General features: G+C 72.4%; 12 protein-coding genes. 10 read left to right on the top strand and 2 right to left on the bottom strand.

What is annotated here, in order from left to right:
- Positions 1 to 171: 171 nt before the first annotated feature.
- The gene (locus IO29_RS24940; RefSeq protein WP_030382396.1) at positions 172 to 708 is read right to left on the bottom strand and encodes a hypothetical protein; all 537 of its coding nucleotides are present in this window, start codon (positions 706 to 708) and stop codon (positions 172 to 174) included.
- 299 nt (positions 709 to 1,007) lie between these two features.
- Here IO29_RS24940 and fmt point away from each other — a divergent pair, with 299 nt between their 5' ends.
- The 9 genes from fmt (at position 1,008) to IO29_RS24895 (ending at position 11,772) form a co-directional block, all read left to right on the top strand.
- On the top strand, positions 1,008 to 1,940 hold the full coding sequence (gene fmt, locus IO29_RS24935; protein ID WP_030382397.1) for a methionyl-tRNA formyltransferase: 933 nt from the start codon (positions 1,008 to 1,010) through the stop codon (positions 1,938 to 1,940).
- 124 nt (positions 1,941 to 2,064) lie between these two features.
- Positions 2,065 to 3,483: an RsmB/NOP family class I SAM-dependent RNA methyltransferase gene (locus IO29_RS24930; protein ID WP_030382398.1), complete on the top strand. Its 1,419-nt coding sequence runs from the start codon at positions 2,065 to 2,067 to the stop codon at positions 3,481 to 3,483.
- Positions 3,484 to 3,717: 234 nt separating this feature from the next.
- Entirely contained in the window at positions 3,718 to 4,404 is a 687-nt protein-coding gene (gene rpe / locus IO29_RS24925) for a ribulose-phosphate 3-epimerase (protein ID WP_030382399.1), read from the top strand.
- Positions 4,405 to 4,508: 104 nt separating this feature from the next.
- Complete coding sequence (locus tag IO29_RS24920) at positions 4,509 to 5,534, top strand: sugar-binding transcriptional regulator (RefSeq protein ID WP_078618488.1); 1,026 nt, start codon at positions 4,509 to 4,511, stop codon at positions 5,532 to 5,534.
- Positions 5,535 to 5,746: 212 nt separating this feature from the next.
- Positions 5,747 to 7,189, top strand: a complete 1,443-nt coding sequence (locus tag IO29_RS24915; protein ID WP_030382401.1) for a GuaB1 family IMP dehydrogenase-related protein — start codon at positions 5,747 to 5,749, stop codon at positions 7,187 to 7,189.
- Positions 7,190 to 7,236: 47 nt separating this feature from the next.
- Positions 7,237 to 7,689, top strand: a complete 453-nt coding sequence (locus tag IO29_RS24910) for an Lrp/AsnC family transcriptional regulator (protein ID WP_030382402.1) — start codon at positions 7,237 to 7,239, stop codon at positions 7,687 to 7,689.
- Between the two features lie 210 nt (positions 7,690 to 7,899).
- Positions 7,900 to 9,195: an MFS transporter gene (locus IO29_RS24905; protein WP_030382403.1), complete on the top strand. Its 1,296-nt coding sequence runs from the start codon at positions 7,900 to 7,902 to the stop codon at positions 9,193 to 9,195.
- A gap of 39 nt (positions 9,196 to 9,234) precedes the next feature.
- Positions 9,235 to 10,026, top strand: coding sequence for a carbon-nitrogen hydrolase family protein (locus IO29_RS24900; protein WP_030382404.1), 792 nt, complete (start codon positions 9,235 to 9,237; stop codon positions 10,024 to 10,026).
- Positions 10,027 to 10,074: 48 nt separating this feature from the next.
- Positions 10,075 to 11,772: a flavin monoamine oxidase family protein gene (locus IO29_RS24895; protein WP_030382405.1), complete on the top strand. Its 1,698-nt coding sequence runs from the start codon at positions 10,075 to 10,077 to the stop codon at positions 11,770 to 11,772.
- Positions 11,773 to 11,793: 21 nt separating this feature from the next.
- Here IO29_RS24895 and IO29_RS24890 read toward each other — a convergent pair whose 3' ends face one another.
- Complete coding sequence (locus IO29_RS24890; protein ID WP_030382406.1) at positions 11,794 to 12,468, bottom strand: DUF5995 family protein; 675 nt, start codon at positions 12,466 to 12,468, stop codon at positions 11,794 to 11,796.
- A gap of 259 nt (positions 12,469 to 12,727) precedes the next feature.
- Between IO29_RS24890 and IO29_RS24885 the strand changes: the two genes are divergently transcribed.
- On the top strand, positions 12,728 to 15,328 hold the full coding sequence (locus IO29_RS24885) for a hypothetical protein (RefSeq protein WP_051707933.1): 2,601 nt from the start codon (positions 12,728 to 12,730) through the stop codon (positions 15,326 to 15,328).
- The last annotated feature ends 43 nt before the right edge of the window (positions 15,329 to 15,371 follow it).

Genomic DNA, 15,371 nt, shown 5'->3' with positions numbered 1-15,371 from the left:
CCGTCAGAGGGCACGGGGCGAAGCCCCGGCGCCGACGCGCCCGTGAGGGGCGCGGGGCTGTATCAACGTGCGGTTCCGCCGCGGGGCACGAAGCACCCCCCACCGGCCCGCGGACGACGACGAACCCGGGAATCGGGGCGGAGCCCCGGCCGACCGGGGCTCCGTGCGCCGTCAGCCGTTGCGGGGCGTGGGGAACGCCGGAGGCCGGGGGTCGTCGCGGAGCGACGGACTGCCCGCCTTCGGCTGCGTCGGCATCACCCGCGCCGCCGGCACCGTCGGCAGCCCGGAGCCGGCGGTGACCGGCCGGGGCGACCCCGCCGGCTCCGCCGTGCGCTCCGCCTCGGCGGCGGCCTGCGCCGCCGCCCTGCGCGCACCGTAACGCCGGTGCACCGCCTGTTTCGTGACGCCGAGCGCGGAGCCCACCGCGTCCCACGAGAAGCCCAGGGAGCGGTCGAAGTCCACGGCCGCCGTGACCAGGGTCTCGACGCTGTCCCGCAGTTCCTGCGCGAGGCGGACGGTCGGGGCGGGGGCCCGCCCGTAGACGACGAAGCCCGCGGAGGGGCCGGAGCGGCGCGGACGGTAGACGTTGCCCAGCTGGGCGGTGAGCGTGCGCAGTGCGTCCACCTGCCGGCGGACCCGCTCGATGTCCCGCACCAGCAAGTGCAGGCTGGCCCGGGCCTGGGCGTCGTGGGTTGCGTGGTCGGCCATGAACAAGCCTCTCGAACCGGCGATGAGGAGATGAGGAGATGAGTGGAGGAAGAGACGGTGCAGCAAGGTCTGGACCGGGCGGGCCGGTCCGTCGGGGTCAACTCCTTCTTGACCAACGCGTTTTTGCGTGACTGGTCACGGTGTGGGGGCGCGGAAGCATTCGCGTACGCCCGCCGGACCCGCCCGCACCCCCGGTTCCGCCGGTAACGGGCCACGCCTGGCCCTGTCGGTACCGGGCCATAGACTGGGACGACTTCGCCGCCGGTACGCAACCCTGCCCGAGAGGCCGACACACCCGTATGAAGCTCGTCTTCGCAGGCACCCCCGAGGTCGCCGTCCCCGCCCTGGACGCCCTGATCGCCTCCGGGCGGCACGAGGTCGCCGCGGTCGTCACCCGCCCCGACGCCCCGGCCGGGCGGGGCCGCCGGCTGATCGCCAGCCCCGTCGCCGAGCGGGCCGAGGAGGCCGGCATCGAGGTGCTCAAGCCGCGCCGGCCCCGCGACGAGGACTTCCTGGCCCGGCTGCGCGAGATCGCCCCCGACTGCTGCCCCGTCGTCGCCTACGGCGCCCTGCTGCCCCGCGTCGCCCTCGACGTCCCGGCCCACGGCTGGGTCAACCTGCACTTCTCGCTGCTGCCCGCCTGGCGCGGTGCCGCCCCCGTGCAGCACTCCCTCATGGCGGGCGACGAGATCACCGGCGCCTCCACCTTCCTCATCGAGGAGGGGCTCGACTCGGGTCCGGTGTACGGCACCGTCACCGAGGAGATCCGCCCCACCGACACCAGCGGCGACCTGCTCACCCGGCTCGCCTTCGCCGGCTCCGGGCTGCTGGCCGCCACCATGGACGGCATCGAGGACGGCACCCTCGAGGCCGTACCGCAGCCCGCCGAGGGCGTCACGCTCGCTCCGAAGATCACCGTGGAGGACGCGCGCGTCGACTGGTCCGCCCCCGCGCTGCGCGTCGACCGTGTCGTGCGCGGCTGCACCCCCGCCCCCGGCGCCTGGACGACCTTCCGCGGCGAGCGGCTCAAGCTGATCCAGCTCGCCCTCGCCCCCGAGCACACCGACCTCGCCCCTGGCGCCCTCGCCGTCGGCAAGAACAGCGTCCACGTCGGCACCGGCTCGTACGCCGTCGAGTTGCTGTGGGTGCAGGCGCAGGGCAAGAAGCCGATGCGCGCGGCCGACTGGGCGCGGGGCGTGCGGATCGTCGAGGGGGAGCGGCTGGGCGGCTGACCGCTGCGGCGGCCGACGGGGCTCCGGCCGTCGGCGCCCGGCGTCCACCACGGCCGCGGGGCGCCCGGCGCACACCGCGTAGGCTGGGCGGACAGCCCGTTCTGCGACCCGGAGCACCTTTTTCGTGAGCGATCAGCCCCGCCGTCCCCGTAAACCCGGCAAGCCCTACCGCCGGCCCCAGAAGGACCCCGTCCGCATCCTCGCCTTCGAGGCGCTGCGCGCGGTGGACGAACGGGACGCGTACGCCAACCTCGTCCTGCCCCCGCTGCTGCGCAAGGCCCGCGAGAAGGACGGCTTCGACGGCCGGGACGCCGCGCTGGCCACCGAGCTCGTCTACGGCACACTGCGCCGGCAGGGCACGTACGACGCCGTCCTCGCCGCCTGCGTCGACCGGCCGCTGCGCGAGGTGGACCCGCCGGTGCTCGACGTGCTCAGCCTCGGCACCCACCAGCTCCTCGGCACCCGCATCCCCACGCACGCCGCCGTCTCCGCCTCCGTCGAGCTGGCCCGCGTCGTGCTCGGCGACGGGCGGGCCAAGTTCGTCAACGCCGTGCTGCGCAAGGTCGCCCGGCAGGATCTCGACGGCTGGCTGGAGCAGGTCGCGCCGCCGTACGACGAGGACCCCGAGGACCATCTCGCCGTCGTGCACTCGCACCCCCGCTGGATCGTCTCCGCGCTGTGGGACTCCCTCGGCGGCGGCCGGGCCGGCATCGAGGACCTGCTCGAGGCCGACAACGAACGGCCCGAGGTCACCCTCGTCGCACGTCCGGGGCGGGCCACCGCCGAGGAACTGCTGCGCGAGCCGGCCGCCGAGCCGGGCCGCTGGTCGCCGTACGCAGTCCGGCTCACCGAGGGCGGCGAGCCCGGGGCCGTCGAGGCCGTGCGCGAAGGGCGTGCGGGGGTGCAGGACGAGGGCAGTCAGCTGGTCGCGCTCGCCCTCGCCAACGCCCCCGTGGAGGGGCGCGACGAGCTGTGGCTCGACGGGTGCGCCGGGCCCGGCGGCAAGGCGGCGCTGCTCGCCGCGCTCGCCGCGGAGCGCGGGGCCGCGCTGGTCGCCGCAGAGAAGCAGCCGCACCGGGCCGGGCTGGTCGCCAAGGCGCTGCACGGCAACCCCGGGCCCTACCAGGTGGTCACCGCCGACGGGACCCGGCCGGCGTGGCGGCCCGGGACGTTCGACCGGGTGCTGGTGGATGTGCCGTGCACCGGACTCGGGGCACTGCGGAGGCGGCCGGAGGCACGGTGGCGGCGCCGCCCGGAGGATCTGGACGGATTCGCGCCGTTGCAGCGGGGGTTGCTGGAGATGGCGTTGCGGTCGGTGCGGGTGGGGGGCGTCGTGGGGTACGCGACGTGCTCGCCGCATCTCGCCGAGACGCGGGCGGTGGTGGGGGATGTGCTGAAGCGGCATCCGGGGGTCGAGTTGCTGGATGCGCGGCCGCTGTTGGTGGGGGTGCCCGCGCTGGGGGACGGGCCGGATGTGCAGTTGTGGCCGCATGTGCACGGTACGGACGCGATGTATCTGGCGCTGGCGCGCAGGGTTTCCTGACTCCGGGGCGTCTTGAGAGCTCGGGCGGATGGGGTGCGGGTGCGGGGCGGGTGCGGCTTGTCGCGCGGTTCTCCGCGCTCCTGAGAAGCAGGGGGCGCGCCACTGCTTTCAGGGGCGCGGAGAACCGCGCGAGCACCCCCGATGTGCCCGCGGCCGCCGAGATCACACGCGCCCCCGAGCCATGAGGCGCCCCGCAGGGCGTAGCCCGGGGGCTGGGCATGGGAGGCTGGGGGTATGGCCGTGCAGATCAACCCCAGCATCCTGTCCGCCGACTTCGCGCGTCTCGCCGAGGAGGCGCGGGCGGTCGAGGGGGCCGACTGGCTCCACGTCGACGTCATGGACAACCACTTCGTCCCCAACCTCACGCTCGGCGTGCCGGTCGTGGAGTCGCTGGCCCGGGCGACGGACACCCCGTTGGACTGCCATCTGATGATCGAGGCCCCCGACCGCTGGGCACCCCAGTACGTCGAGGCGGGTGCCTCCTCCGTCACCTTCCACGCGGAGGCGGCCGCCGCCCCCGTGCGGCTCGCCCGCGAGATCCGCGCCAAGGGCGCCCGCGCCTCCATGGCCCTCAAGCCCGCGACGCCGATCGAGCCGTACGAGGACCTGCTGCCCGAGCTGGACATGCTGCTGATCATGACGGTCGAGCCCGGCTTCGGCGGCCAGGCCTTCCTCGACATCATGCTGCCCAAGATCCGCCGCACCCGGGAGCTGATCGGCAAGCACGGTCTCGACCTGTGGCTCCAGGTCGACGGCGGCGTCTCGGCCGCGACCATCGAGCGCTGCGCGGAGGCGGGCGCGGACGTCTTCGTCGCCGGCAGCGCGGTCTACGGCGCCGACGACCCGGCCGCGGCGGTCCGTGCCCTGCGTACCCAGGCCGAGAACGTGACGGCGGGTGCCTCCTGGGCATGCGACCACTGAGCCAACGCGAGCTGAACGCCGACCGTCCGGGCTGATCGGGACCCACGGATCTGCAAGGATGAACGGCGAATCGAGAATGTGAACAGCAGCAATGCAGTGAGGAGATGGCCGTGTCGGGTATGTCGGCGGGCCGGTCGGCGATGCGGATGGGACCCGCTGAGCTGGTGCAGGCGGCGGCCATGGCACGCCGCTTCTACCTCGAGGGCAAATCGAAGATCCAGATCGCCGAGGAGTTCGGCGTCAGCCGCTTCAAGGTGGCCCGGGTCCTGGAGACCGCCCTCGAACGGGATCTCGTACGCATCGAGATCCGCGTCCCCGCGGAGCTGGACGCCGAGCGCTCCGACGCGCTGCGGGCCCGCTACGGTCTGAGGCACGCCGTCGTGGTCGAGTCGCCGGCCGACGCGGACGAGTCGCCCGACCCGGAGAACCTCGGCGAGGTCGCCGCGGATCTGCTGGGCGAACTGGTGACCGAGGGCGATGTCCTCGGGCTGGCCTGGGGGCGCTCCACCATCCACATGGCGGCCGCCCTGGACCGGCTGCCGCCGTGCACGGTCGTGCAGCTCACGGGCGTGTACGACGCCGGGACCGCCGAGCGCGGCTCGGTGGAGGCCGTACGGCGGGCCGCGCAGGTCTCCGGGGGAGACGCGCACCCCATCTACGCGCCGATGCTGCTCCCGGACGCGGCGACCGCGACGGCGCTGCGGCACCAGACCGGGATCGCTCGGGCGTTCGAGTATTTCGACAAGGTGACCGTCGCCTGCGTCTCCATCGGCTCCTGGGAGGCGGGCATCTCGACGGTGCACGACATGCTCAGCGAGGAGGAGCGCTCCCACTACGCCACCCTCGGCGTCGCCGCGGAGATGTCCGCGCACCTCTTCGACGCCGAGGGGCGCCGGGTGGGGCGGGACCTGGGCGAGCGGTGCATCACGGTCACGGCGGACCAGCTGCGGCGGGTCCCGGAGGTCGTCGCCATCGCGGGCGGTCAGCGCAAGGCGGCGGCGATCGACGCGGTGCTGCGGTCGGGCCTCGTGACCAGCCTCGTCACGGACACGTCGGCGGCCGACGCGCTGATGACGGCGGGCCCGTCCCCGCGGGCCGCCCTGACCCGGGCGGATCCGGACGGCATCTGAGGGGGCGCCTTCCAGCTCGGGGGTTCGCGTTCTCCGGCGCCCGCGGGTGCGTCATGGTTGCTCGCGCAGTTCCCCGCGCTCCCTCACTCAGGGGCGCGGGGGCGGCAGCGATGCCCCCCCCACCTCCTGGACGTTCCTCCAACCGCGCCCCCACCCGCCCTGGACGATCCTCCCCATCTCTTCCGGCCACTCTCCGTGTAAGAATCAAGTACGTGCGTTTCCTCCACGACATCAAGCCGCCCTACGACCTGACGTACGACGACGTCTTCATGGTCCCCCGCCACAGCACCGTCGGCTCCCGCCAGTCCGTCGACCTCAGCTCCCCCGACGGCAGCGGCACGACCATCCCGCTCGTCGTCGCCAACATGACCGCGATCGCCGGCCGCCGGATGGCCGAGACCGTGGCCCGCCGCGGCGGCCTGGTCGTCATCCCGCAGGACATCCCGATCGACGTCGTCACCGACGTCCTCACCTGGGTCAAGAGCCGCCACCACGTGCTCGACACCCCGATCGTCCTCGCCCCGCACCAGACCGTCGCCGACGCCCTCGCCCTGCTGCCCAAGCGGGCCCACAACGCCGGCGTCGTCGTCGACGCGGACCGGCGCCCCGTCGGTGTCGTCACCGACCAGGACCTGACCGGCGTCGACCGCTTCACCCAGCTCGAAGTGGTCATGTCCAAGGACCTGCTGCTCCTGGACGCGGACATAGACCCGCGCGAGGCCTTCAACCGGCTCGACGGCGCCAACCGCCGCTACGCCCCCGCCGTCGACGCCGACGGCCGCCTCGCCGGCATCCTCACCCGCACCGGCGCCCTGCGCGCCACCCTCTACACGCCCGCCACCGACGACCGCGGCAGGCTGCGCGTCGCCGCCGCCGTCGGCATCAACGGAGACGTCGCGGGCAAGGCGAAGCAGCTCCTCGACGCGGGTGTCGACACCCTCGTCATCGACACCGCGCACGGCCATCAGGAGTCGATGATCAGCGCGCTCAAGCTGGTCCGCGCGCTCGACCCCCAGGTGCCGATCGTGGCCGGGAACATCGTCTCCGCCGAGGGCGTCAAGGACCTGATCGACGCCGGCGCGGACATCATCAAGGTCGGCGTCGGCCCCGGCGCCATGTGCACCACCCGGATGATGACCGGCGTCGGCCGGCCGCAGTTCTCCGCCGTCCTGGAGTGCGCGGCCGAGGCCCGCAAGTACGGCAAGCACGTGTGGGCCGACGGCGGCGTGCGCCACCCGCGCGACGTGGCCATGGCGCTCGCGGCCGGCGCGTCCAACGTGATGATCGGCTCCTGGTTCGCGGGCACCTACGAGTCGCCCGGCGACCTCCAGCACGACGCCAACGGACGCCCGTACAAGGAGTCGTTCGGCATGGCCTCCGCGCGTGCCGTGCGCAACCGCACCTCGGAGGAGTCGGCGTACGACCGCGCCCGCAAGGCGCTGTTCGAGGAGGGCATCTCCACCTCGCGGATGTTCCTCGACCCGGCCCGCCCGGGCGTCGAGGACCTCATCGACGCGATCATCGCGGGCGTCCGCTCCTCCTGCACCTACGCCGGGGCCGGCTCCCTGGAGGAGTTCGCGGAGAAGGCCATCGTGGGCATCCAGAGCGCGGCCGGCTACGCCGAGGGCAAGCCCCTGCACGCCAGCTGGAGCTGAGCCGAACCCCTGCCGACGCCCCACTGAGCAGAAGTGATCCACTACCCGTGCTGAACGATCTCGACGAACGCATCGTGCACGCCCTCGCCGAGGACGCGCGGCGCTCCTACGCGGACATCGGGCAACTGGTCGGCCTGTCGGCGCCCGCCGTCAAGCGGCGCGTCGACCGGCTGCGTTCCACCGGCGCCATCACCGGTTTCACCGTCCGCGTGGACCCGGTGGCGCTCGGCTGGGAGACCGAGGGGTTCGTCGAGATCTTCTGCCGGCGCAACACCTCGCCGGAGACCATCCGGCGGGGTCTGGAGCGCTACCAGGAGGTCGTGGCCGCGTCCACCGTCACCGGGGACGCGGACGCGGTCGTGCAGGTCTTCGCCTCCGACATGCGCCACTTCGAACGCGTCCTGGAACGGATCGCGGGCGAGCCCTTCGTGGAACGGACGAAGTCCGTCCTGGTGCTCTCGCCCCTGCTGCGCCGCTTCTCGTCCGGGGCGCCGACGTAGGCCGTCGGATATTCAGCGGACGCCGCCCGCCCCGCCGGTCTACCCTCACGGCATGACCTGGCGACATTGATCCCCCGCCCGCGCCCGTCGCGCACACGCCACCCACGCGCGCGCCCGTAGCGCATGTGCTTCCCGTGCCCCCCGAGGTCCGCCTCGGACGCCGTACGTCCTCACGTCCGGCGTCCGACAACCGACCTCGGGAAGGCCCCGATGCGCCCTTCGCCCGCGCCCGTCTCCACCCCCGCCACCGGCCTCCGGCGGCTGACGCGCACCCTCTGCGGCTACGCGTTCCTCGACGAGTTCGTGCTGCTCTACCCGGTGTACGCGCTGCTGTTCAGCGACACCGGCCTCTCCGTCTGGCAGATCTCCTCGCTCTTCGCCCTGTGGTCCCTCACCGGCGTCCTACTGGAGGTCCCGTCCGGCGCCTGGGCCGACGCCACCTCCCGGCGCCGGCTGCTCGCCCTCGCCCCGCTGCTCACCGCCGCCGGCTTCGCCCTGTGGGTGCTCGTCCCCTCGTACGCCTCCTTCGCCGTCGGCTTCGTGCTGTGGGGCGCCGGGGGAGCGCTCGGCTCCGGCACCCGTGAGGCGCTGGTCTACGACGAGCTGGAGCGGCTCGGTGCCGCCGGACGGTACGCCGGGCTCATGGGCCGGGCGCGTGCCTGCGGACTGGTGGCCGTCATGGCCGCGATGGCCCTCGCCGGACCGGTGTTCGCCCGGGGCGGCTACCTCGCCGTCGGCGCGGCGAGCGTCCTGACCTGTCTGCTCGCGGCGGCCACGGCGACCCGCTTCCCCGAGCACCGCACCCCGGCCGCCGATGCCGACGGCTGGACCGCGACCCTGCGCGCCGGGCTCACCGAGGCCCGCGCCGACCGTTCGGTACGCGGGGCGCTGCTGCTGGTCCCGGCCGTGACCGCCGTCTTCGGCGCCCTCGACGAGTACACACCACTGCTCGTGCGCGCCACCGGCGTCGCCGAACCGACCGTGCCCCGGTTCCTGCTGCTGATCTGGGCCGGCGCCACCGCGGGGGGCCTGCTCGCCGGACCCGGCTCCCGGCTCGGCAGCCGCGGGCTCGCCGTGCTGCTGGCGGGCGCCGCGTGCGCGCTGGCCGTGGGCGCCGCCTTTGGCAGCCCGGCCGGTCTGGCGCTGGTCGCCCTGGCCTTCGGCGGTCTCCAACTGGCGGTCGTGCTCGCCGACGCACGGCTCCAGCGGCGGATCCAGGACACCGGCCGGGCCACGCTGACCTCGGTGGCGGGCCTCGGCAGCGAGCTGACCACGGTCGCCGTCTACGCGGTCTACGGGGCGCTCGCCACGGCCGCCGGTCATGCCACCGCGTTCGCCTGGGGCGCGGCTCCGTACCTGCTCACGGCGGCCCTGCTGGCGACGGCGGGCCGCTCCCGGAAGGCGCGCAACGAATCGCCGCAAGCCGCCCGCGAGACGCAACGAAGCGCGCACCCGCGCGCAACGGCTCCGCCTTGTCCGCCCGCGCCGCCCGACCGTACCGTCTAAGCGATCCCCGACCCCCTCCGTACCCGGTGAGGACCCCGCATGCGCACCGCCCTGCTCCAGAGCTCCGGCCGTCCCGGTTCCGTCGTCGAGAACCTGAAGGTCCTCGACGAGGCCGCGGGCCGGGCCGCCGCCCAGGGCGCCGGGCTGCTCGTCACACCGGAGCTGTTCCTCACCGGGTACGCGATCGGCGACGGCCTCGCCCGGCTCGCCGAGCCCGCCGACGGCGAGGCCGCCGACGCGGTCGTGGAGACCGCCGCCCGCCACGGCCTCGCCGTCGCCTACGGCTACCCCGAACGGGCGTCCGACGGAACCGTCTTCAACTCCGTCCAGCTCGTCGCCGCCGACGGCACCCGGCTCGCGAACTACCGCAAGACCCACCTCTACGGCCCCTTCGAGCGTGAGCACTTCACCCCGGGCGAGCGACAGGTCGTCCAGGCCGAGCTGAACGGCCTCACCGTCGGCCTGATGATCTGCTACGACGTGGAGTTCCCGGAGAACGTCCGCGCCCACGCCCTGGCCGGCACCGATCTGCTGCTGGTGCCGACGGCGCAGCCGCACCCCTTCCAGTTCGTCGCCGAATCCCTCGTGCCCGTGCGCGCGTTCGAGAGCCAGCTGTATGTGGCGTACGTCAACCGGGTCGGCGTGGAGGGCGAGTTCGAGTTCGTCGGGCTCTCCACGCTGGCCGGGCCCGACGGTGTCGCCCGCGCCCGGGCCGGACGGGCGGAGGAACTGCTCCTCGCTGACGTGGACCCCGGCCTCCTCGCCGCCTCCCGCGAGGCCAACCCGTATCTGGCGGACCGCCGCCCGGGGCTCTACGGCTCCCTCGCCTGACACCCCTCCCGCCCTCCCCGTACCACCCGCGCAAGGAGTCCGTACCCCATGACGTCCACCGTGCCCAACGCGATCGAGCACGCCGAGGGGCAGCAGCCGCCGATCACCATGTTCGGCCCGGACTTCCCGTACGCCTACGACGACTTCCTCGCCCACCCGGCGGGCCTCGGCCAGATCCCGGCCACCGAGCACGGCACGGAGGTCGCGGTCGTCGGCGGCGGCCTCTCCGGCATCGTCACCGCCTACGAGCTGATGAAGATGGGCCTGAAGCCGGTGGTCTACGAGGCCGACCGGATCGGCGGCCGGCTGCGGACGGTGGGCTTCGACGGCTGCGACCCGTCGCTGACCGCCGAGATGGGCGCGATGCGCTTCCCGCCGTCCTCCACGGCGCTCCAGCACTACATCGACCTGGTGGGTCTCCAGACCCGGCCGTTCCCCAACCCCCTCGCGGAGGCCACCCCGTCGACCGTCGTCGACCTCAAGGGCGAGTCCCACTACGCCGAGACCCTGGCCGACCTGCCGCAGGTCTACCGGGACGTGGCCGACGCCTGGGCCCGGTGCCTGGAGGAGGGCGCCGACTTCTCCGACATGAACCGGGCCCTGCGCGAGCGGGACGTGCCGCGGATCCGGCAGATCTGGGCGAGGCTCGTCGAGAAGCTCGACAACCAGACCTTCTACGGCTTCCTCTGCGACTCCGACGCGTTCAAGTCCTTCCGGCACCGCGAGATCTTCGGCCAGGTCGGCTTCGGCACCGGCGGCTGGGACACCGACTTCCCCAACTCCATCCTGGAGATCCTCCGCGTCGTCTACACCGAGGCCGACGACCACCACCGCGGCATCGTCGGCGGCTCCCAGCAACTGCCGCTCAGGCTCTGGGAGCGCGAGCCGGAGAAGATCGTCCACTGGCCGTACGGCACCTCGCTGAGGTCGCTGCACGTAGGCGGCGAGCCGCGCCCTGCCGTGACCCGGCTGCACCGCACGGCGGGCAACCGCATCACGGTGACGGACGCGCGCGGCGACATCCGCACCTACAAGGCGGCGGTCTTCACCGCGCAGTCCTGGATGCTGCTCTCGAAGATCGCCTGCGACGACGCCCTCTTCCCGATCGACCACTGGACCGCCATCGAGCGCACCCACTACATGGAGTCCAGCAAGCTGTTCGTCCCCGTCGACCGGCCGTTCTGGCTCGACAAGGACGAGCGCACCGGCCGGGACGTCATGTCGATGACGCTCACCGACCGTATGACGCGGGGCACCTACCTCCTGGACGACGGCCCGGACCGGCCCGCCGTCATCTGCCTCTCCTACACCTGGTGCGACGACAGCCTGAAGTGGCTGCCGCTGTCCGCGCACGAGCGAATGGAGGTGATGCTGAAGTCGCTCGGCGAGATCTATCCGGGCGTCGACATCAGGAAGCACGTCATCGGCAGTCCGGTGACCGTCTCCTGGGAGAACGAGCCCTACTTCATGGGCGCGTTCAAGGCCAATCTGCCCGGCCACTACCGCTACCAGCGGCGGCTGTTCACCCACTTCGTGCAGGACCGGCTGCCCGCCGACAAACGCGGGATCTTCCTCGCCGGCGACGACATCTCCTGGACGGCGGGCTGGGCCGAGGGCGCCGTGCAGACCGCGCTCAACGCGGTCTGGGGCGTGATGCACCACCTGGGCGGCGCGACCGACGCGACCAACCCCGGCCCGGGCGACGTCTACGACGAGATCGCGCCGGTGGAACTGCCGGAGGACTGAGCGGCGGGAAGGGCCCCGCTCCTACCGGTCCAGCGGGGTGAGCAGCATGCGGCTCGCCAGGCCCACCACCGCGTCCAGCCGGTCCGTGAACTCCCCGGCCAGCTCCGGCAGTCCGCGCAGGGCCCACAGCGTGCGGGCCGCGGACCAGCCGGCCTCCCGGGCCCGCTCCAGGCTCCAGGACGCCAGCAGATGGGTCAGCGGGTCGGCGATCTGCAACAGGTCGGGGCCCGGCATCAGCTCCTCGCGGATGCGTTCCTCCAGCGCGACGAGGACGTCCCCCACGCGCTCGAACTCGTCCTCCAGCTCCTCGGGTGCGCAGCCGAGCTCCCGGCAGGCGTCCACGACGGCCAGGGCGAGGTCGTGCCCGACGTGCGCGTTGATCCCCGCGAGGGCGAACTGGAGGGGCCGTACGCCCGGATGGCGGCGGAACTGGAACAACGGCCGCCAGCACGCGGGCACCGGCCCCCGCTCGGCCACCCGGAGATACCGCTCGGCGAAGCGGACGTCCAGCGTGCTCGCGCTCCGCCGGTCCGGGAACTCCCCGGCGTCGATGCGCCGGCCGAGCTCCTCGGTGACCGCGAGATAGACGCGGTTGAACACCGCCACCCCGTCCCGCTCCGGCCAGACCACGCCGAGCGCGCGCATACGGACCACGACGCCACCGACGCCGGCCACGGACTGCTGCAACCGCACCATGCCCGCAGCGTCCCAGGCCCCCACCGCCCGGGCGCCCCAGGACGGGGGCATTCCCCGGAACGGGGGACGCGAGGGGTGGGCCGAGCGGGGGAGGGGAGCACGGCAGCGGCCGGGCGACGTGGGCGAACACCGTGCCCGGTCTCACCGCCCCCGCCAAGCGAAGACCTGGTCCGTCTGGCGTGGCTACGGGAAGGTCACCACCACCACAGGCGATGCCCAGTCCACCCGCACCAGGACCGTATCGACCTACTACCGCGGCATGGACGGGGACAAGCAGTCCGACGGCACCACCCGCGACGCCAAGGTCACCGACTCGACGGGCACGTCCGTCACCGACGCCGATCCCTTGGCCGGCACGATGCGTGAATCGATCCGGTACGACGGCAGCGCCGAAGTGTCCGGGACCATCACCGACCAGTGGGTCCACCAGACCGGCACCGATGGGACCCGCAACAGCACCTACATCCGTCCCGGCACCGTCCGCACTCGCACGGATCTGTCCTCGGGCGGCACTCGTGACACCTCCGTCACCACGACGTACGACGACACGACAGGCGCTGCCCTCAAGGTCGACGATGCGGGTGACAAGGCGGTCACCGGCGACGAGCAGTGCACCCGTACCACTCTCGCGAACAACAAGACCGACTGGCTGATGGCCTTCCCGGTCCGGGTGGAGACGGTCGATGTGGCGTGCGACGCCACGACGAACCGGCCGGACAACGTCGTCTCCGACGTCCGCACCTTGTACGACAATCAGGCTTACGGTGCTGCCCCGAAGACCGGAGACGAGACCTCCACTCAGCGTCTGTCCGCCTACAACAGTGGTGACGCGGCCTATCAAACCGTCTCCACCAGCACCTACGACAGTCAGGGGCGCATCCGCTCCGTCGAGGACGCCGGCCACAATCCGACCACCACGGACTACATCCCCGCCACCGGTGGTCCCCTCACCGGCACGGTCACCAAGGACGCCCGGAACTACGCGACGACCACCACCTTCGATCCCGCCCACGGAACCGCGACCTCGGTCGTCGACCCGAACGGCAAACGCACGGACTACGCGTACGACGGCCTCGGTCGCCTCACCAGCCTGTGGCTGGCCAACCGGTCCAAGTCCTCAAGGCAGACGGCGAGTCTCGTCTACCACTACACCATTTCCAGCAACACCGCCTCCGTCGTCTCCACGGGCAAACTCAACAACGACGGAGCCACTTACGACACCACCTACGCCCTGTACGACGCGCTCCTGCGGCCCCGGCAGACCCAGACCCCTGCCCCGGGCGGTGGACGTGTCATCGCGGAGACCAAGTACGACAGCCGCGGTCTCGCGGTCGAGTCGAACGCCGACTACACCGACTCCTCCTCACCGTCCGGCACTCTCGCCACCATCACTTCCGCGGTCCCCTCCCAGACCCTCACCACCTACGACGGTGCCGGCCGGGCCACAGCAGCCGACTTCTACGCCGGTGGCGTGAAGCGCTGGACGACGTCCACCGCGTACGGCGGCGACCGCACCACGGTCACCCCGCCCAAGGGCGGCATCGCCACCACCACCCTGACCGACACCCTCGGCCGCACCACCGAGACCAGGCAGTACGACAGTGGCAGCCCCTCCGGTTCCTACACGTCCATCGACTACACCTACGACGCGAAGAGCCGGCTGAAGGAAGTCGTAGACGACGACGGCAACACCTGGTCGTACGGCTACGACCTGATGGGCCGCCAAGTCAGCTCCGTCGACCCGGACACCGGGACCACCACCACCACGTACGACGACCTCGACCAGGTGGCATCGACCACCACCGCGGCCGGTACGGACGACGAGAAGACACTCAGCTACACCTATGACGTCCTCGGCCGCCGGACGGGAATGTACGACGGCACCACGCAGGACTCCGCTCACCAGCTCGCCCGGTGGACCTACGACTCGGTGGCCAAGGGGCAGCCGACCTCCTCGATCCGCTACGTCGGCGGCTCTGGTACCTCTGGCAAGGCTTACATCAGCCAGGTCGGCGCCTACGACGCCCTCTACCGGCCGACCCTGACCCGGGTCACCGTCCCCTCGGTCACCGGTGAGGAAGCCCTGGCGGGCTCGTACACCTCCACCACCGGGTACAACCTCGACGGCACCGTCCAGGTCTCCTCCGACCCCGCAGCCGGCGGACTGCCCTCCGAATCCCTGGAGTACGGCTACAACGACCTGAGCATGCCGACCACGCTCAAGGGTGCCACCGGCTACGTGCAGGACACGAGCTACACCAAACTCAGTGACATCAAGCAGATCACCTTCGGTGTCTCCGCTGCCGACACCGCCAAGTGGCTCCAGGTCACCAACACGTACGAGGACGGCACACGGCGCCTGCAACGGCAGCTCGTCACCGACGACGCCCAGACCGCTCCGGTCCAGGACACCGCCTACAGCTACGACGACTCCGGCAATCCCACCAAGGTCGCCACGCACGCCGACGGCACCGACGACGTCCAGTGCTACCGCTACGACGGACACGACCGCCTCGCCCAGGCCTGGACCGCCACCGACGGCTGCGCGGCCGACCCGACCACCGCCGTGCTCGGCGGGCCGGCACCTTACTGGCAGAGCTACGCCTACGACGACCTGGGCAACCGCAAGACCCAGACCAACCATGCGACGACCGCCAGTGGTGACGACACCACCACCAGCTTCCACTACCCGGCACAGGGCACCGGCCAGCCGCACACCCTGACCTCGTCGACCACTGTCTCGGGCTCGACCACGACCAACAACTCCTACACCTACGACGCCTCCGGCAACACCCGCACCCGCACACTGAGCGTTTTCAACGGGACCACTGATCGGGTGACGTCAGTCAGGCCGAGGTGAGGGCCGCAACGCACAAGGCTCCCGTGCCGTTGGTGGAGGTGTT

The sequence above is a fragment of the Streptomyces sp. NRRL F-6676 genome, assembly GCF_000725625.1.
Classification (GTDB): domain Bacteria; phylum Actinomycetota; class Actinomycetes; order Streptomycetales; family Streptomycetaceae; genus Streptomyces.
This window is presented reverse-complemented; position numbering and strand designations above follow the sequence as displayed.

Coding starts and splice junctions, on each gene's coding strand:
- IO29_RS24940 (WP_030382396.1), bottom strand. CDS start 708: ATGGCCGACCACGCAACCCACGACGCCCAGGCCCGGGCCAGCCTGCAC.
- fmt (WP_030382397.1), top strand. CDS start 1,008: ATGAAGCTCGTCTTCGCAGGCACCCCCGAGGTCGCCGTCCCCGCCCTG.
- rpe (WP_030382399.1), top strand. CDS start 3,718: ATGGCCGTGCAGATCAACCCCAGCATCCTGTCCGCCGACTTCGCGCGT.
- IO29_RS24920 (WP_078618488.1), top strand. CDS start 4,509: ATGGCCGTGTCGGGTATGTCGGCGGGCCGGTCGGCGATGCGGATGGGA.
- IO29_RS24905 (WP_030382403.1), top strand. CDS start 7,900: ATGCGCCCTTCGCCCGCGCCCGTCTCCACCCCCGCCACCGGCCTCCGG.
- IO29_RS24900 (WP_030382404.1), top strand. CDS start 9,235: ATGCGCACCGCCCTGCTCCAGAGCTCCGGCCGTCCCGGTTCCGTCGTC.
- IO29_RS24895 (WP_030382405.1), top strand. CDS start 10,075: ATGACGTCCACCGTGCCCAACGCGATCGAGCACGCCGAGGGGCAGCAG.
- IO29_RS24890 (WP_030382406.1), bottom strand. CDS start 12,468: ATGGTGCGGTTGCAGCAGTCCGTGGCCGGCGTCGGTGGCGTCGTGGTC.
- IO29_RS24885 (WP_051707933.1), top strand. CDS start 12,728: ATGGACGGGGACAAGCAGTCCGACGGCACCACCCGCGACGCCAAGGTC.